The 18397-nt window shown below is 69.0% G+C and carries 14 protein-coding genes; 5 read left to right on the forward strand and 9 right to left on the reverse strand.

The features are described from left to right. Positions 1-179: 179 nt before the first annotated feature. On the reverse strand, positions 180-782 hold the full coding sequence (locus tag G4D86_RS32365; RefSeq protein ID WP_163997957.1) for a histidine phosphatase family protein: 603 nt from the start codon (positions 780-782) through the stop codon (positions 180-182). A 541-nt stretch (positions 783-1323) separates the two neighbouring features. Between G4D86_RS32365 and G4D86_RS32370 the strand changes: the two genes are divergently transcribed. After that, positions 1324-2706, forward strand: a complete 1383-nt coding sequence (locus G4D86_RS32370) for a M23 family metallopeptidase (RefSeq protein WP_163997958.1) — start codon at positions 1324-1326, stop codon at positions 2704-2706. 186 nt (positions 2707-2892) lie between these two features. Continuing rightward, a complete protein-coding gene (locus G4D86_RS32375; protein WP_163997959.1) occupies positions 2893-3489 on the forward strand; it encodes an imm11 family protein in 597 nt (198 codons plus the stop codon). 330 nt (positions 3490-3819) lie between these two features. Here G4D86_RS32375 and G4D86_RS32380 read toward each other — a convergent pair whose 3' ends face one another. Next, a complete protein-coding gene (locus G4D86_RS32380) occupies positions 3820-5244 on the reverse strand; it encodes a serine/threonine protein kinase (RefSeq protein ID WP_163997960.1) in 1425 nt (474 codons plus the stop codon). A gap of 264 nt (positions 5245-5508) precedes the next feature. On the opposite strand from G4D86_RS32380, the gene G4D86_RS32385 reads away from it, so the two are divergent. Continuing rightward, positions 5509-7491 (forward strand): OPT family oligopeptide transporter, encoded by a 1983-nt coding sequence (locus tag G4D86_RS32385; protein ID WP_163997961.1) that lies wholly within the window; start codon positions 5509-5511, stop codon positions 7489-7491. A 161-nt stretch (positions 7492-7652) separates the two neighbouring features. Here G4D86_RS32385 and G4D86_RS32390 read toward each other — a convergent pair whose 3' ends face one another. The 7 genes from G4D86_RS32390 to aroF form a co-directional block, all read right to left on the reverse strand. Further along, the gene (locus tag G4D86_RS32390) at positions 7653-8423 is read right to left on the reverse strand and encodes a hypothetical protein (protein WP_163997962.1); all 771 of its coding nucleotides are present in this window, start codon (positions 8421-8423) and stop codon (positions 7653-7655) included. A 566-nt stretch (positions 8424-8989) separates the two neighbouring features. Continuing rightward, positions 8990-9781 (reverse strand): tryptophan synthase subunit alpha, encoded by a 792-nt coding sequence (trpA, locus tag G4D86_RS32395; RefSeq protein ID WP_163997963.1) that lies wholly within the window; start codon positions 9779-9781, stop codon positions 8990-8992. Further along, positions 9778-10983 (reverse strand): tryptophan synthase subunit beta, encoded by a 1206-nt coding sequence (gene trpB, locus G4D86_RS32400; protein WP_163997964.1) that lies wholly within the window; start codon positions 10981-10983, stop codon positions 9778-9780. The genes trpA and trpB overlap by 4 nt, the downstream gene beginning before the upstream one ends. A gap of 3 nt (positions 10984-10986) precedes the next feature. Beyond that, a complete protein-coding gene (locus G4D86_RS32405) occupies positions 10987-11625 on the reverse strand; it encodes a phosphoribosylanthranilate isomerase (protein WP_163997965.1) in 639 nt (212 codons plus the stop codon). 55 nt (positions 11626-11680) lie between these two features. Then, positions 11681-12436 carry an indole-3-glycerol phosphate synthase TrpC gene (locus G4D86_RS32410; protein ID WP_163998157.1) on the reverse strand — a complete coding sequence of 252 codons (756 nt, stop codon included), beginning with the start codon at positions 12434-12436 and terminating at the stop codon, positions 11681-11683. A gap of 50 nt (positions 12437-12486) precedes the next feature. Further along, a complete protein-coding gene (gene trpD, locus G4D86_RS32415; RefSeq protein WP_163997966.1) occupies positions 12487-13503 on the reverse strand; it encodes an anthranilate phosphoribosyltransferase in 1017 nt (338 codons plus the stop codon). A gap of 3 nt (positions 13504-13506) precedes the next feature. Then, the gene (gene aroF, locus G4D86_RS32420; protein WP_163997967.1) at positions 13507-14532 is read right to left on the reverse strand and encodes a 3-deoxy-7-phosphoheptulonate synthase; all 1026 of its coding nucleotides are present in this window, start codon (positions 14530-14532) and stop codon (positions 13507-13509) included. A gap of 194 nt (positions 14533-14726) precedes the next feature. Between aroF and G4D86_RS32425 the strand changes: the two genes are divergently transcribed. Continuing rightward, the gene (locus G4D86_RS32425; protein WP_240360591.1) at positions 14727-15974 is read left to right on the forward strand and encodes an NAD(P)/FAD-dependent oxidoreductase; all 1248 of its coding nucleotides are present in this window, start codon (positions 14727-14729) and stop codon (positions 15972-15974) included. Positions 15975-16150: 176 nt separating this feature from the next. Further along, complete coding sequence (locus G4D86_RS32430; protein WP_163997968.1) at positions 16151-18346, forward strand: M4 family metallopeptidase; 2196 nt, start codon at positions 16151-16153, stop codon at positions 18344-18346. Positions 18347-18397 lie beyond the last annotated feature (51 nt).

Genomic DNA, 18397 nt, shown 5'->3' on the forward strand with positions numbered 1-18397 from the left:
CCGAAGGCTCGTTACCGAGGCACGCGCCGCAACCTCTTTGACCTCAGGCGACTCGCGGTCGTCCAAAACCTCGAGGTCGCCGCGCGCTACCAGCACGCGGCGTGACCTAACCTGTTCGGCGCTCTAGGGGGAAACCGCAGCGTTCTGGGGAAATGGCGTGGACGCCATTCCGGTGGTTGCTAGCGCAGGTGCGTCATGTCGTTCCAGGTGACGATGACGGGCTGCGTGCCGTCTCCGTCGAGGCTGAGGACGCTGATGGACGCAGTGCCCAGCATGAACAGCCGCCCGCTCTCGGGCGGCAGCCCCAGCCACCGTGCTGCCAACACCCGCAGCAGGTGGCCGTGGGCGAAGAGGAGCACGTCTCCGTTCACCGCGCAGGCGTCCGCGATGACTCTGTCCACGCGGGCGCCTACCTGTGCGGCCGTCTCTCCGTTCGGCACTCCGTCCTTCCACAGCGCCCAGCCCGGACGCTCCGCGCGGATTTCGTCGCCGGTGCGGCCCTCGTAGTCGCCGTAGTCCCACTCCATGAGGTCCGGCCGCCGCTTCGCCACGTCGCCGAAGCCGGCCAGCGCGCACGTCTCGGCCGCGCGGCTCAGGGGGCTCGTCCACACCTCGGCGAAGCGCCATTCCTTGAGCGGCGTCGCGAGCAGCCCGGCCATCTTCCGCCCGTCGTCGAGCAACGGCACGTCCGTGCGGCCTGTGTGCTGGCCACTCCGGCTCCACACCGTCTCGCCGTGCCGGACGAGCACCACCTGGGGACCTCGGGTCTTCATGGCGTGCATCGTGCCAGACGGCGCCCGGTTGGAGTCGCGTCTTCCGCGCACGAGCGCCCGAGGCCGGACACTCTTGCCTTCTAGAAGGGGGCGTGGGGTGCGTTCCGGACGGAGTTCCACCTGACCTGCGACTACCGCCGCGGCCCCACACCTTCAAGAACTCCAGCTCCTGGGGCGCCCCGCGTTCGACGCGTTCATGCACCCCGCCGTCCATCGCGTCTACCAGGAGCGGCAAAGGGGGCCCGCCCGTATCCGACCCGCACTGTTCCCGAGGGCGTCGACGTGCGCGACCTCTCCCCCTCCCATAAGGAAACGCGGGGTTGATTCTGCGCCTGTGTTTAATACGAATGGGTCACTTCAAGTGTCCTCAGAGGAGGATTTCCCCTCGGAGTTCCATGACCGCCTTCGGGAAGTGACCCAGTCGTATCAATGTCACTTCTGGCAATGAGCATCCCCTCGACGGGCTCCTGGACAATCGCGTATCGCGCTGGAGAAATTAGAAATCATCCAGTAAAAACTCTTTTTCCGTAAAGAACAGAAAGGTGCTGCCGTGGACAAGTCAGCAACAGGCAATGGCCGGATTCGCCAAGCGCATGTGGAGCAGACGAAGGACGGAGGGCTGAGCAGAAGAACCCTCATTGGCGGAAGTGGCGCGCTTGCCGCGCTCGCATTCGGCGGCACTTTGGCTGCTCCGCGGACCGCTTTCGCAGCGGGCGGCTACATCTACCCGACCTCGTCGCGAGCGGTCTCCGATTCCTTCGCAGACCACGTGGCCCGGGGCTCCGTGAATCCGGGAACCGACTACGTGTGCCCAACCGGAACGCGCGTCGTCGCGGTGAAAGCGGGCACGGTCGTGGGTGTCACGAATACCATCGGCGGTTCCGGGGGCCGCATGGTGTTCATTGACCATCCCGATGGGTCAAAGACGGACTACCTGCACCTTTCTTCAATCCAGGTCTCCCTGGGTGCTCAGGTCGCACAGGGACAACAGATTGCGCTCTCGGGTGGCTCCGGGAACGGTTCGGAAAACGGCTACGGAGCTCATCTGCACCTCGCTCTTCACATCGGTGCCGGTGCGCAGCACGGAACTCGAGGCGGCTCCGTGGACTTCGAGACTTACGTCGGAGAGGGAGGCGCGAGCGCGCCGGGACCGCTCCGGCAGGTTTACTCCACCAACGCGGGTGCAAGTTGGCAGAGCGGCGACACGGGGTTGCTGTTCAATCCCTCTCAGCTTTCCGCCGTCAACATGGGTGGGTCCTGGCCGCAGCTCATGATGACGCAGGAAGGCGTGCTCTATCAGGTCTATGGAGTAAGCAGTGGATGGACCTTCGGCAATACCGGTATCGCGAGCGACCCAACCTCGATGAGCGCGGTGAACATGGGCGGCTCTTGGCCGGCCGTGATGAGTATCGAGAACAGCACCCTCTTCCAAACCGTGGGAACGCCTTCGGGGTGGCAGAAGCTCTCCACCGGCCTGACGTTGATCGGCCAGATCTCCGCCGTAAACATGGGCGGTAGCTGGCCGACGATCATGTTGGCCCAAGGCGGCGTGCTCTATCACGTCTACGGAACGACGTCCGGATGGAAGGTCGCGTCCACGGGAATTGCAATCAATGGGCAAATCTCAGCCGTCAACATGGGCGGCGGCGTGCCTCAGGTGATGGCGATCGAAAACGGATATCTCTACCAGATCTGGGGCGACGCGGCGGGCTGGCACAAGCAGTCGACCGGCTTGAATCTGATCGGCCAGATCTCGGCGGTTGCAACGGGGACCACCTGGCCCACCGTCATGCTCGATCAAGGAGGAGCGCTCTATCGCGTGTGGGCGGATACGTCCGGCTGGCACGTCCAGCCAACGGGAATCTCCGGAACGGGCCGCTTCTCGGCGGTTTATATGGGCGGTGGTGTACCGCAGGTGTTGAAGATCGGCTGACCGGCGGAGGGGTCCCCGTCGAGAAGCGGTCCACTGTCTGGGCCTATCCGGCCCCTCGGTCGGCAGCATGCCCCGTGATGTGCTGCTTGTGCACTTCGTCGCGGAAGGGAAAGTCGTCCGCAGTGAAGCCGCTGACCAGTACCGTAACGCAGTCACCCAAGACACAGAACAGGCCAGGCCATCACCATGACAGTTACCTCAGCCAACCCCGTCGCAGAGCAAGGCTCCTACTACGTACTCAAGTGCTTTGACCCCCCTCACTTCTACAAAGCCCGCGTCGAGTATCGCGACGACGATGCTTTCCGATTCTGGAACTCAGGGGAACCGCTCGAAAACCATCCTGCGCTACCCATGCGCGTGCCGGTAGCCACGGACAGGCAAACCGTCATGGCAGAGTTCTGGGACGCCACGCCAGCGCTAATGACGAAGCGATTGCTTGACGCCTTGACCGCCGCAGGGGTCAACAACCTTGAAGTCTTCCCAGCTGTCCTCATCGACAGCTCAGGGGCAGAAACGACCAACCACGTCGCGTTCAACCTCGTCGGTCTCATCGCCGCAGCCGATCTGAACGCCACCCGGTTCGCGCCCGGAACGGAACGGCGCATGATTGATTCTGACATTGACCATCTGGTCGTCGACCCATCGAAAACCGGAGGCGCCTTGATGTTCCGGCTGGCGGAGGCGGTCAACGTCATTCTCGTCCACGAGAAGGTGAAGACCGCCATCGAAGCTGCCGGCATCGACACCATGACATTCATGTTGCCCGAGGACGGCGCTTTCTAACACTACCCGGTCAGATGAATTGGGCGCGGCAGCCCGTGTTGATGGGCATGCCGCCCGCACAATTGCACAAGCTCGACCGACAGCTCTCCGAGCATTTGTTAGAGGCTGTAAGGGGATGAGGCATGCCAGGGATTGCTGGCACTCCGTTGATGGGGGTGTGCATCCGGCGGTGGCAGGTCCAGGGCGCTGGTCGACCCGTCTCCCAGGGTCAACGCTCCCACCAGGCTGGCCACCGCGAGCCAAGCCCGTGTGAATGGGTGACGGATGGCCGTATGGAGGTTGTCCGTATCCATCAGTTGCCTCGTCTGGATGCGCATTGCCTGATGCCCGCTATCCGCCGTCGGCGCCCTCGGTGGGGCCCGAAGTGGCGGGGCGCGGGGGAGGGAACACCGGGGTGTAGCAGGCGCCCTTGTAGACATAGGACTCTTCGTCACATTCCTTCATGTCGGAGACGTCCAGCTTCCTCCAGCAGCCGCCGTTGATGGCGACCTGCCCTCGGGTGAAACAACGGCCGTTGGTATCTGGCCGGGCCTGTCCTGGAAGAGGCCTCGGTGGCATGTCCACGGCGATGGCCGACCACGCGAACGGTGCTCGGAGCGGAGCCGCCGGCGCGGTCAGCGCCGAGTCCCCGACGGCCACGGTGCCTCCGTCCTTCGCGTGCTCCTGCTCCGCCAGCGGCTCCGTCGTGGGCTCGTCGACGTGGCTCGCGTTCCTGCTCAGCCCGACGGCCAAGGCCAGGGATGCTCCCAGGCTGGCCGCCGCGAACCACGGCCACCTCGCTACACGCGGAGGTGGGGCCACGACGCGCCGGGGCGCTGGGAGGACGTCACGGACCCGAGGCTCCTCTCCCGTGAAGAGGGGCACGTCCAGCTCGGGCTTCTTCTTCCGTGCGGCGCGCTCCAGCGCCTCGGCCAGCTCGCGTGCGCTCCCCCTCGGCTCGGGGTGGGGCATGAGCATCCGGGCCACCAGCGCATCCAGCTCCAGGGCGCAGCGGACGTTGTGCGCCCTCGGGGAACGATTGTTGGCGTCCTCCAGATGCCCGGCCAGTGGCTCCTCGACGGAGAGGGGATAGCGGGCGGTGAGCAGCCGATAGGCGGTGACGCCCAATGCGAAGACATCGTCCGCGGGCCCGGGCGCGTAGGCCTCTGACGGTGCCTCGCTCCCGAAGCGCACGAAGCGCCAGGCCTCCGGCGAGCGATAGGCCGGTGTTCCCGGTGGGAATACCGGCGAGGTCAGCGTCGCGGCGACCACGTGGTGTCCCGCGCCGAAATCCATCAAGAAGGGCTGGTCGTCCGGGTGGCGGACCAGGACGTTGTCACCCTTCACGTCGCGATGGACACCCCTCGCGGCATGTGTGGCCTCCAGGGCCCGCGCCAGACGCGCGAGGAGCTGGAGCACCTGCCGCGAGGTGGGGCGCCGCACCCGCGCCCAGTCATAGAGTGGAAGGCCCTCCACGAACTCCATGGCGACATACGGGTAGCAGCGGCTGCCCTCGGGGTTCAGCCATTGCCCATGGTCCAGGAGGCGCGGGACGGATGGGTGGCGGATGCGGGCGAGCAGCTCGGCCTCCCGCGCGAAGCGCTCATCCCACGGATGCAAGGCGAGCTTGAGGGCCACGGTGACCTGTGCGTCCTCGTCGCTCACTGCGCGGTAGACGGCGCCATAGGTGCCGCGGCCTCGCGGCTCCACCACGCGCCAGGGGCCGACTCGCGTTCCCGGCGGAAGAAAGGCCGGATTGAGGTTGCCAGTCTCCATGAGGTGCCTCGCGAGGAGCCGCGCGGACCGCTCCGTCCTCCCGGAGACTACTCGCGAAGTAGGTATGAGTCAGCGCTATCTGGCAGGTGGAGGGGGACACCTCCCGGGGCCAGGTCGCCCGCCCCGGGTTCCCGTGGCTTCGCCTGGCAACCCTCGGCCCCCTCCGACAGCCAACAAATACGACTCCGCACGGGACGCCTGTATCCTCGGCACCATTTCTCCCCGAGTCGCCAACCAGGGCCTCTCAGTGAAGGAGCATTCCACTTGAGCACCGTCACGACTTCCCAGCCGAAGGAGATCACCCTGCGCGGGGTGGCCCTCGGGGTCCTCATCACGCTGGTGTTCACCGCGGCGCAGGTCTACCTGGGCCTGAAGGTCGGCCTCACCTTCGCGACCTCCATCCCCGCGGCGGTCATCTCGATGGCGCTCCTGAGCGCCTTCAAGAACGCCACCATCCAGGAGAACAACATCGTCCAGACGCTGGCCTCGGCGGCGGGCACGCTCGCTTCCGTCATCTTCGTCCTGCCCGGCCTGTTGATGACCGGCTGGTGGACCGACGTGCCGTTCTGGCCGACGTTCGGCGCGTGTGCCATCGGCGGCGTGCTCGGCGTGATGTACACCGTGCCGCTGCGCCGCGCGCTGGTCTCCGCCTCCGACCTTCCGTACCCCGAGGGCGTGGCCGCCGCCGAGGTGCTCAAGGTCGGCACCTCCTCGCGCTCCGGCGCGGCCGAAGGCAAGGCCGGCCTCATGTCCGTCATCTGGGGCAGCATTGCCTCGGCCCTGTTCGCGGCGGCCGCCGCGGCCAAATTGATGGCAGGTGAGGTGGCCGGGTATTTCAGGGTGGGCAGCGGCGCCACCGGCATCGGTGCCGCCAGCTCGCTGGCGCTCATCGGCGCGGGACACCTGATGGGCATCACGGTCGGCATCGCGATGCTGGCCGGCCTCGTGATTGCGTGGGGCATCCTGGTTCCGCTCCTCACGTCCATGAACCCGATGCCGGGCGCCACGGCGTCGGAGCACGCGCTGCGCATCTGGGGCACCCAGGTCCGCATGCTCGGCGCCGGCGCCATCGGCGCGGCGGCCATCGTGACCCTGGCGGGGCTGGCGAAGCCGGTCATCGGTGGCCTGCGGTCCGCCCTGGAGGCGGCACGGCGCGCCAAGACGCAGGGACAGGCGCTCGACCGCACGGAGCAGGACCTGCCCATCCGCACGGTGGGGTTGGTGACGCTGCTCTCCCTGGTGCCGGCCGGCTGGCTCCTGGCGAGCTTCCTCCAGGGCACCGTTCTGGAGAGCCTGAGCGTGCCGCTGGTCGCCGTGGGCATCGGCTATGTCCTGCTCGCGGGCGTCTGTGCCGCCGCCGTCTGCGGCTACATGGCCGGCCTCATCGGCTCGTCGAACTCGCCTGTCTCGGGCATCGCCATCCTCACCATCCTGGGCGCCGCGCTCAGCGTCGGCGTCGTCGGGCGGCAGGTCACCGGGCCCGAGGTGGCCCCCGCGCTGGTGGCATTCGCCCTGTTCGTCACCACGGTGGTGCTGGCCGTGGCGGTCATCGGCAACGACAACCTGCAGGACCTGAAGACCGGCCAGCTGGTGGACGCGACGCCGTGGAAGCAGCAGGTGGCCCTGCTCATCGGCGTGGTCGCGGGCTCGGCCGTGGTTCCTCCCGTGCTGGCGTTGCTGAACCGGGCCTACGGCTTCGCGGGCGCGCCCAACGCCCATGCCATCTCGGCGCAGCCGCTGGCGGCGCCGCAGGCGACCCTGATTTCAACCCTGGCCAAGGGCGTGATTGGCGGCGACCTGCGGTGGGACCTCGTGCTGTGGGGCGCCGCGCTCGGCCTGACCCTGGTCGTCATCAACTTCGTGGTGAAGAAGGTCAGCAAGGACCGCTACAGCCTGCCGCCGCTGGGCGTGGGCCTCGCCATCTACCTGCCCAGCGCCGTCACGGCGCCGGTGGTCGTGGGCGCACTGGCGGGCTGGGCCTTCGAGCGCGCGGCGAGCAAGCAGCGCTGGGGCGAGCCCGCCAAGCGACTGGGCGTGCTCATCATGTCTGGCTTCATCGTGGGCGAGAGCCTGTTCAACGTCGCGCTGGCCGGGTTGATCGTCTCGACGGGCAAGGGCGAGCCGCTGGCCATCCCGAACGAGCTGGGTGAGGTGACGACCATGGTCATCGCCCTGGTGCTTGGCATCGTCGCCGTGGGCGGGCTGTACCGCTGGGCGGCGCGGACGGCGCTCCGCATCTCGACCTGAGCGGATGCCCTGATGACGGGTAGGGCCGGAGCGCGGCCTCGGTGCGCTCTGGCAGGCCGTGTCCTGGGCTCCTGCGCTGGAATCAGCCGCGAAGCCCGAGGGATGCGAGCCGGCAGAAAGCGAATGCCGGCTCACACCTCAAAACGGCACGCTAGACCCGCTCAGGGCCGGTACTTGCACTTCGCTCCGTCGGCGAAGATGTTGCTCCAGGGATACGCGCCGCGCGGACCGCAAGCGAGGTACTCGCTCTGCGCGGCGATGTGACCGGTCGATTGGGCTTCGGTGTATTCGCTGCCGGCGGCGATCTGGAAGTTCGCGCGGAAGCAGGCGTCCTTGGAGCCGTAGCCATCGTAGTTGGTGGACGCCGAGCAACCGTTGTTGCTGTTGTATTGAGCGACCCACCACTCGAGCCCGTCGAAATCCGCGCAGCGCTTGAGATCGGCCACGTACCAGCCGATCCACTTGCTCCGCACGGGGTCCGAGTGGGAGCACACGAGGTTGTACCCCGTGGCGGTCAGGGTGCTGACGACCTTTCCGTCGCAGGTGCCGCTCACCCACACCCACGTGCCATTGCTGCAGCGGATCTGGGCCGAGCCGGTGCGCTCAGCTCCTGCCGCCGCGACGGAAACGGTGGAGCCATCGCTGGCCCCAAAAACAGTCCCGCTGCAGGAGTAGGTCCCCACGGTGTTCGAATTGGAGTTCCAGGCCGACCACTGCTGCTGGCTCCAGCCCGCGGTGCCGCCCGTGCAGGACATGCCTGCCGCGTGAACACTTCCATCCGGCTGCCCGGGGGCATCTTCCGAGGCGCCCCGCGCGTCAGCGGCGGGCGTGAAGCCTTCGAACACTGCCTCGGATTCCGGTTCCGAGGACTTCAATTCCTCACGGTTGGCGTCCGTCTCGCCCCCGCACCCCGCCAGGAGCGTCCCGACCAAGGCTGCACTCCACACGCTACGGCACACCCATGCATGAATTCGCATCTTTCCCCTCCGGTTGTTGTGAATACCGACGTGCCAGACTCGACGGAGCCGGGCCCAGCCGCGCATCGGCTGCGCGGCGGGGCTCGCCCGTCGGAAGGGATGAGCTGGCATGGCCGGAAATCATGCATGGAATTCGTGAATGCTTATCAGACCTGATTGTTTGTCGAGGTAAATCAGGCGCTTCCGCGTCACGGTGCCTGACCGCCTCATGTCGGCCCGACGGGAAATTTGAGTTGGAATTAGCGAAAATCGAAAGGAACAGGAGGAATGACTGCGCCACGGGCGACGAGCGGGTTTGCCTGTAGTGGTTATCCCTTACGACAATCGAGCCGGGCCGCTCCGCGAGCGCGCGCTCATCATCTGGGAGTCTGCCTTTGGCAGGGACTACCGATGGGGGCCGCCCGAAGCGATGTGGCCCTCGCAAGGCGCGCATTCGCCCGCGTGACACGTCCAGAGAGTTGGACGTTGCCAGGGCAGGCAGGGAACGGGAGGGCAGGGGAGCCCTGCCCTCCGTCCGCCGCTCAGCGCTTGAGGCCGCGCTTGATGTCCGCGCAGAGCGCCTTCGCCGCGCTCGGCCCGTCTGCATTCGCCGCGCGCACCAGCGCGCTGCCCACCACCACGCCGTCCGCGTGCGCCGACAGCGTGCGCGCCTGCTCCGTCGTGGAGATGCCGAAGCCCGCCACCACCGGCACCGGCGACGCCTTGCGCACCACGTCCAGCCGCTGCGACAAGTCTGCCGGCAGCTCCGCCCGCATGCCCGTCACGCCCGACACGGACACGCAGTAGACGAAGCCCCGCGCGTCGCGCGCAATCGCCTCGGCCCGGGCCTTCGGCGTGGTGGGCGCGCACAGCGGAATCAGGTCCACGCCCGCCGCGTCGAACGTGGCCCTGAGGCCCGCGCTCTCCTCGGGCGGCAGGTCGGGAAGAATCGCGCCCGACACGCCGCGCTCCCGCGCCAGCTTCGCGAAGCGCTCCTCGCCCATGGCCATGATGACGTTGACGTACGTCATGATGACCAGCGGCGTCTGCGGGCAGCGCTTGCGGACTTCAGGCACCACCTCTTCCAGCACGCGCTTCAGCGTGGAACCCGCCTTCAGCGCCCGCTCGGACGCGGCCTGGATGACGGGGCCATCCGCAATCGGGTCGCTGAACGCCACGCCGATTTCGACGATGTCCGCGCCACCCTCCACCAGCGCGGCGAACACGTCCACCGAGCGCGCCAGGTCCGGGTCTCCCGCCATGGCGTACGCCACCAGGACGCCCTCGCCTCGCGCCTTCGCCTTCGCGAACGCCTGTGCAATCTCTCCGCTCACGACTTCACCCCCACCGGCGGCGGCACGCCCCGCGCGGAAATGGTCGCCACGTCCTTGTCCCCGCGGCCCGAGCAGTTGATGACCAGGTACTTGCCCTTGCCCAGGTCGCGCGCCAATTCACGCCCGCGCGCGAAGGCGTGCGAGGTCTCCAGCGCGGGGAGGATGCCCTCCGTGCGCGCCACCTCGTAGAACGCCGCCAGCGCCTCGTCGTCCGTGGCGGTGCGCACCTCCATCCGCCCCGTCTTCGCCAGGTGCGCCAGCTCCGGCCCCACGCCCGGGTAGTCCAGGCCGGCGGAGATGCTGTGCGCCTCCTGAATCTGTCCGTGCTCATCCTGGAGCACCAGCGAGCGCGAGCCGTGCAGCACGCCCTCCGTCCCCAGCGTCAGCGATGCGCCGTGCTGCCCGGACTCCAGTCCGTGCCCCGCCGCCTCCACGCCCACCAGCCGCACGTCCTTGTCACCGATGAACGGGTGCAGCACGCCAATCGCATTCGAGCCACCACCCACGCACGCGATGATGGCGTCCGGCAGCTTCCCGAAGGCCGCCTGCGCCTGCGTGCGCAACTCCTTGCCGATGACGGACTGGAAGTCGCGCACCACCGTGGGGTACGGGTGCGGCCCCGCCGCGCTGCCGATGACGTAGTGCGTGTCCGAGACCTGCGACACCCACGTGCGCATGGCCTCGTTCATCGCGTCCTTCAGCGTGCGCGAGCCCGACTCCACCGGCTTCACCACCGCGCCCAGCGCGCGCATGCGGAAGACGTTGAGCGACTGGCGCTCCACGTCCAGCGCGCCCATGTACACCTCACATGGCAGGCCGAAGAGGGCGCACGCGGTGGCCGTGGCCACGCCGTGCTGGCCCGCGCCCGTCTCCGCGATGATGCGCTTCTTCCCCATGCGCTTGGCCAGCAGCACCTGGCCCACGGTGTTGTTGATTTTGTGCGCGCCCGTGTGCGCCAGGTCCTCGCGCTTGAGCCACACGTGCGCGCCACCCCACGCCTCGGTGAGTCGCCGCGCGGGCGTCAGCACCGTGGGCCGGCCGACGAACTCCTTCAGCACGCGCGCGACTTCCTCGCCAAAAGACGAATCCGCGCTCGCCTTCGCATAGGCCTCTTCCAGCTCCAGCAGCGCCGGCACCAGCGTCTCCGGCACGTAGCGCCCGCCGTAGCGCCCGAAGCGTCCGACGGTAGTCTCCGTGGTCATTTCTCACTCCCAGAGGTTGATGGACTTCGCGAGCCGCACGAAGGCGCGCACCGCGTCCAGGTCCTTGATGCCAGGGGCCGACTCCACCCCACTGGCCACATCCACTCCGTACGGCCGCGTCGCCCGCACCGCCTCGGCCACGTTGGACGGCTTCAGGCCTCCCGCCACCAGCACGGGCACGCCACAGCCAGACAGCGACGCCACCAGCGACCAGTCGAAGCCGACGCCCCCGCCGCCATACCCCGGAGCCGCCCCGTCCAGCAGCAGCCCCGCCACATCCCCCACGCCCACGTACCGCCGAGCTTGCGCCACGTCTTCCGGGCCGCGCACGCGCAGCGCCTTGATGACGGGCACGCCGTAGCCCAGGCAGGCCTCCGGTGGCTCGTCGCCATGGAGCTGCACGGCCGTGAGGCCGCACTCGCGCACCTTCGCGCGGATTTCGTCGGCGGGCGCGTTGACGAACACGCCCACCACCGCGCCCAGCGGAGGCCGCGTGGCCGCCAACAGCGTCGCCGTGGCCATGTCCACACAGCGCGGTGACTTCGCGTAGAAGTTGAGCCCGAGCGCGTCCACGCCCGCATCCCATGCGGCTCGTGCGTCCTCCAGCCGGGTGACGCCGCAGACCTTCACGCGGACGCTCATGCGGAGTCCTCCGCGCGGGGCAGCGGCTTGCGTGCGCTTCCTCGCTCCGTCTCGCTCATACGGAGCCCTCCGTGCCGAGCAGCCGCCTCAGTGCCCGTCCGGGGTCCGCCTCGCGCAGCAGCGACTCGCCCACCAGTACCGAGTCCGCGCCCGCCTCGCGCGCCGCCAGCAGGTCCGCGAGCGACTTGAGCCCGCTCTCCGCCACCAGCGCCCGGGAGCGCGAGCGCAGCCGCGGCATCACCCGCAGCGCCGTGCCCGTGTCCGTCTTCAGCGTGGCGAGGTTGCGGTTGTTGATGCCCACCAGCTCCGCGCCCGCGGCCAGCGCGCGCTCGGCGTGCGCCTCCGTGTGCGCTTCCACCAGCGCGGCCACCCGCACCTCGCGCGCGGCGGCCAGCATCTCCCGCAGCTCGCCGTCCTCCAGCGCGTCCGCGATGAGCAGCACCGCGTCCGCACCCCACGACGCGCTGTCCACCACGTCGCGCGCGGCCACCAGGAAGTCCTTGCGCAGCACCGGGACGGACACCGCCGCCCGCACCGCCACCAGGTCCTCCAGGCTCCCGCCGAAGTCCGGCCCGTCCGTCAGCACGCTGATGGCGCTGGCGCCCGCGGCCTCGTAGGCCCGGGCCACCGCCACCACGTCCGCGTGCGGAAACGCGCCGCCCGAGGGACTCTTGCGCTTCACCTCCGCGATGACGCTCACCGGCCGCCCCGGCACCTTCGCCACCAGGGCCCCGGCGAAGTCTCGCGGCGCCGGACGCGGGCGCGGCGCCATGGGCGGACGCACGGCCAGCTCCCGGCGCTTGCGCGCCATGATGAGGTCCAGCGTCCCGGAGGACGCCGGCCCTTCTCGCTGTGCGCCGCTCACGACGCGGCCCCGTGGATGAGCGCGTTCAGCTTGCGCAACGCCGCACCCGAGTCGATGGCGTGCTCCGCCTTCCGCACGCCCTCGAGCAGGTCCGTCACCAGGCCCACCACCACCAGCGCCGCCGCCGCGTTGAGCAGCACCGCCGTGCGCAGCCCGGAGCGCTCTCCGTCCAGCAGCGAGCGCAACCGCTGCGCGTTCTCCACCGCGTCGCCGCCGGCGATGGCCTCGCGGGACACCACCTCCAGGCCTGCATCGCCGGGCGTCACGGTGAACGTCACCACGGTGCCGTCCTCGCGCAGCTCCGCCACCTGCGTGGGCGAACAGGGCGAGATTTCATCCAGCCCGTCGTCGCCGTGCACCACCCACGCGCGGCGGCTGCCCAGGCGCCCCAGCACGCGCGCCGTCTGCTCCACGCGCCTGCCGTCGAAGGTGCCCAGGAGCTGATAGCGCGCGCCGGCCGGGTTGGTCAGCGGGCCCAGCAGGTTGAACACGCTGTGGAAGCCCAAATCCCTCCGCGCCTGCGCCACGTGCTTGAGCGCACTGTGGTGCGAGGGCGCGAAGAGGAAGCCCACGCCGTGCTCGTCGATGTCCCGCGCCACGCGCTCGTGCGGGCGCTCCATGGAGACGCCCAGCGCCGCCAGCACGTCCGCGCTGCCGCAGCGGCTGGAGACGGCGCGGTTGCCGTGCTTGGCTACCGTCACCCCCGCCCCGGCGGCCACGAAGGCCACCGCGGTGGAGATGTTGAAGGTGTGCGCCCCGTCACCGCCCGTACCGCACGTGTCGAGCACCACCTCCGCTTTCGGAGCGAGCTTCGCCGCGCAGGCCCGCATGGCCTCCGCCGCGCCGAGGATTTCGTCCTCTGTCTCGCCCTTCATCTTGAGCGCCGTCGCGAGCGCGCCCACCTGGGCAGGCGACGCCTCTCCCGCGAGCATCAGGCCCATGACTCGGGCCATCTCCTCGCGGGTGAGGTCGCGCCGGCCGACCACCTTGCCCAGCGCATCCTTGAGCGTCATGGCCTACCCCAGTCTCACGACTTCGCGGCCCATCGCCTGGGCGATGGCGCGGACTTCGTTCATGGACTTCTCGAACTCGGAGAAGTCCAGCGACTGGGCACCGTCCGACTTGGCGCGCGGCGGATCCGGATGCACCTCGACGATGATGCCGTCCGCACCCACCGCAGTCGCCGCGCGCATCATCGCCGGCACCGCCTTGCGCACGCCGATGCCGTGCGAGGGGTCCACGAAGACGGGCAGGTGCGAGAGCGCCTTGAGCATGGGCACCGCGTTGAGGTCCAGCGTGTTGCGCGTCATCGTCTCGAAGGTGCGGATGCCGCGCTCGCAGAGGATGACCTGCGTGTTGCCGCGGGCGACGATGTACTCGGCCGCCATCAGCAGTTCCTTGATGGTGGCGCTCATGCCGCGCTTGAGCAGCACCGGCTTGCGGCGCTCGCCCACCGCCTCCAGGAGGCTGAAGTTCTGCATGTTGCGCGCGCCAATCTGGAGGATGTCGGTGTGCTCGGCCACCGCGTCCAGCGTGGCGGTGTCCTTCACCTCGGTGGTGACGAGCAGGCCCGTCTCCTTGCGCGCCTCGGCGAGCAGCGCGAGGCCGTCACCCTTGAGGCCCTGGAACTCGTAGGGGCTGGTGCGGGGCTTGAACGCGCCGCCGCGCAGCATGGTGGCGCCCGCCTTCTTCACCGCGTGCGCGGTGGACAGGATCTGCTCGCGCGACTCCACGGAGCAGGGGCCGGCGATGACGTGGAACGCCGCGCCGCCGATGGTGAGCCCGCCGATTTCGAGCTGCGTGTTGTCCGGCTTCACCTCGCGGCTGACGAGCTTGAACGGCTGGGAGATGGCCACGGCATCAGCGACGCCAGGGAGGACGCGGAAGGGCTCCGGCTCGACGGCGCCCGGGTTGCCGGTGATGCCGATGGCAGTGCGGGTGCCCCCTGGAATCGCATGCGGTTGCCAGCCACGACGGCGGATCTCGTCGTTCACACGCTCGATGTCCTGGGCCGTCGCGTCGGGTCGCATCACGATCAACATGGGGGTTCCTGCTCTCTCTCCGAGTGAAGGTGCCGGCTAGGGGCCGGCACCGGCTGTCCAGGCTAACGGGCAGCAGCACCATGTTCAGCCACAAGTGTCCGTTGCCCGCAACCGCCCGGCAGTCTCACTTGTGCCCGACGGGGTTATCAAGCCAGCGTGAAAGGTTTGTGGCGTGGATGTGGGAGGGCGCGCGCGTGTCGACCCCGGACGTCATCGTGGTGGGAGCGGGACTGGCTGGACTGGCGTGCACCCGGGCGCTCGTCTCCGCCCGGGTGAAGGTGTTGCTGCTGGACGGTAGAGACGCACCGGGAGGCAGGGTCCGCACGGATGCTCACGAGGGTTTCCTGCTGGACAGGGGCTTCCAGGTGTACCTCACCGCCTACCCGGAAGGCCGGCAGGCGCTGGAGCTCCGGGCGCTCGCGCCGCGGCGGTTCATCCCAGGTGCAAAGGTGTGGCGCGGCGGCAGGCTGCACACCGTGACGGACCCGTTGCGGAGGCCGGTGGAGGCGCTGTCGCACCTGTTCGACGGGCCCGGCACCTTCGGGGACAAGCTGCGCGTGCTGGAGCTGCGGCAGGCGGTGGTGTCCTGCGAGCTGCAGGACTTGTGGCAGCGGCCCCAGCGCTCCTCGCTGAAGTACCTGGAGGAGCTGGGCTTCACGGACGACATGCGGGAGGGCTTCCTGCGGCCGTTCTTCGCCGGCATCTTCCTGGAGCGCGAGCTGGCCACGTCGAGCCGCTTCCTCGAGTTCGTCTTCCGGATGTTCTCCACCGGCGACACGGTGGTGCCGGAGCGGGGCATGGGCGCCATTCCCGAGCAGCTCGCCGCGCGGCTGCCTACGGGCGTGCTGCGGCTGCGCGCGCCGGTGGCGGATGCGTGGGGCCACCGCGTGCGGCTGGTGGATGGCGAGACGATTTCCGCGAAGGCGGTGGTGGTGGCGGCGGACGCGGCGGGCGCGCTGGCGCTGCTGCCCGGCCTGCCTCCGCACCCGACGAACCGCGCGACGTGTCTGTATTTCGCCGCGCCGGAGCCGCCGGTGCAGGGGCCGTGGCTGGTGCTCAACGGGGAAGGGCGCGGCGTGGTGAACAACGTGGCGGTGATGAGCGAGGTGTCACCGGCCTATGCGCCCGTGGGACAGGCGCTGGTGTCCGTGTCCGTGGTGGGGGCGACGCCGGAGCCGGAGGCCTTGCAGGCCAGGGTGCGGGAGGAGCTGACGGCCTGGTTCGGCGGCGCCGTGTCCGCGTGGCGGCACCTGCGCACGTATGTCATTCCCAATGCGCTGCCCGCGCAGCCACCGGCCGCGCTGGAGCCGCCGCGCCGCACGGTGCGCCTGTCGCCGGGGCTCTATGTGTGCGGGGACCACCGGGACAACAGCTCCATCGACGGCGCGCTGGGCTCCGGCCGGCGCGCGGCGGAGGCGGTGCTGGTGGACCTGGGGCGCTGACCTGAACAGCGCCAGGGTGATGGCGTGGCGCCGCGCCTTCCCCGTCATGCCGTGTCAATCCATGCGGGTTGATATGTAGATTGAAACCAGCATGTCCTTGTAACTCGGATGTCCTTGAAATCCAGACATCTCTGGCGCCAGCATCGGCCCCTTCACGCCTGTCCACAGGGGGACGCATGGTTGAGAAGCGATTGCGCGGTGTCCTGGGCATTTCGTTGCTGTCTTTGATGACGGGAGCCTGCACGGAGGCCACACCCTCGGAGAAACCCCGGGACGCGGTGGGGAAGACGTCCTCCACCGCCCGCCTGGACGGACTCCAGGTGGTGGCCGCCGAGCCGGACGGCGTTCCCACCTTCATCAACGGCCCGCTGGGCGCCGTGCCCACCGAGGCGGGAGCGGTCCACTCCATCCAGGCCGCGCAGCTGCGGCCGGTGCTGGAGGGCGCGGCCCCCTTGTTCCGGCTGAAGCCGGATGACCTGTACTTGAAGAAGGCCTACGTCGGCTTCGACGGGGACGCGCACTTCCGCTACGGCGTGCGGCGCAACGGCATCGACGTGCTGGGCGGCGAGCTGCGCCTGCATGCGCGTAATGGCGCCGTCTTCGCGGCGAACACCAACGCGCGCGGGGACCTGCTCGCGCCGGAGCGGGCCACCGTCTCTCCCGAGGCGGCCGTCACCGCGGCGAAGGTGGACCGGTCCTCTCCGCCGGGCGCCACCGCCTCGGGCGAGCCCCGGCTCGTGTACTGGCGCGACGGCGACCAGCTCGTGCTGGCGTATGAGGTTCGCGTCCAGGGCACGGGGGCGGATGGCGCGCCCCTGGACGACTCGGTCCTCGTCAACGCACGGAATGGCGATGTCTTCGAGCGCCTCCCGCACATCCAGGCCGCGCTGAATCGCCGGGTCTACGACGGCAATGGCGGCCCGAGCCGCAGCGAGGGGGAGCCGCCCGTCGCCAACCCCCTGGTCAACATCGCCTATGACCACCTGGGCGCGGTCTACCGTTGCTACAACGAACTCTTCGGCCGCGACTCGTATGACAACGCGGGCGCGATGCTCATCAGCACGGTGTACCAGCGCACCCACTACGTGAATGTCTTCTGGGACGGCACCCAGCTGGTGATGGGCGATGGCGGCGGGGTGACGCCCGCCCTCCTGGCCCGCGCCGTGGACGTGATGGCGCACGAGGTGACCCACGGCGTGACGGACACCGAGTCGGACCTCATCTACTCCGGAGAGTCCGGAGGCCTGAACGAGTCCATCTCCGACATCTTCGGCGCCGTGTGCGAGTGGCACAGCAAGGGCCGGGTCGTGGACGCCAACACCTGGCTCTTCGGCGAGGACGTCTGGACGCCCGACATCCCCGGGGACGCCATTCGCTACATGCACAACCCCAAGCTGGATGGCGTCTCCCTGGACGCCTACAGCGAGTACAGCTCGGGCACTGAGGTGCACTACAGCTCCGGCATCCCCAACCTGGCCTTCTACCTGCTGTCGCAGGGCGGCCTCCATCCGCGCGTCCCCAACCAGTTGCCCGTGACAGGCATTGGCATCGAGAAGGCCGCGCGCATCTTCTACAAGGCGAACGTGGACCTCCTGCTGCCGTCCTCCAACTTCCAGGCCGCCAAGACGGCCACGGAGCAGGCCGCGTTCCAGCTCGGCTACGACTCGGCAACCATTACTTCGGTCACGCGGTCCTGGTGGGCCGTGCAGGTGGGGATTCCCCACGACCCGCCCTTCGGAGAGGCGCTGGAGAAGGACGCCCCCGTCCAGTTCTCCGGCTCGCGGGGAGGGAAGCGCCATTTCTTCGTGGAGGTCCCCGAGGGCGTCCGGAACCTGAAGTTCACCCTCACCGGCGGCACGGGCGACGCGGACCTGTACGTGCTGTTCAACAATGTCCCGACGACCACCCTCTATGACTGCCGCCCCTTCAAGTCGGGCAACGAGGAGGAATGCCTCTTCCCGGCGCCCGCCCAGGGCAAGTGGTGGGTGATGGTCAACGGCTTCAGCGCGTACGCCAACGTGACGCTGAAGGTGACGTGGACGGGCGGCTACGTGGTCCTCCAGCCCGGTGTGGAAGTCACGGGCCTGTCCGGCGCCGCGGGCTCGTCACAGGTGTTCACGGTCCAGATTCCGGAGCGCGCGGACGGCGGCACCCGCAACGTCCACGCCCGGCTCCGGGGCTCGGGGAACGCTGACCTCTACGTGCAGCGCGCCGCGGCGCCGACTCCGAGCGCCTATGACTGCCGCGGCATGAAGGAACACAGCACGGAGAACTGCGACCTGAATGGCGCCGAACCCGGCAAGTACTACGTCGAGGTCTTCGGCGCGAAGGGCGGCTACTCGGACGGCTCACTCATCGTCACGTTCGACTGAGCAGGCCGCGTCGCGGGCCCGCCCCTCGGGTGAAGAGGGGCGGGCTCACGG

The organism is Pyxidicoccus caerfyrddinensis, assembly GCF_010894405.1.
In the GTDB taxonomy this organism is placed as follows: Bacteria; Myxococcota; Myxococcia; order Myxococcales; family Myxococcaceae; genus Myxococcus; species Myxococcus caerfyrddinensis.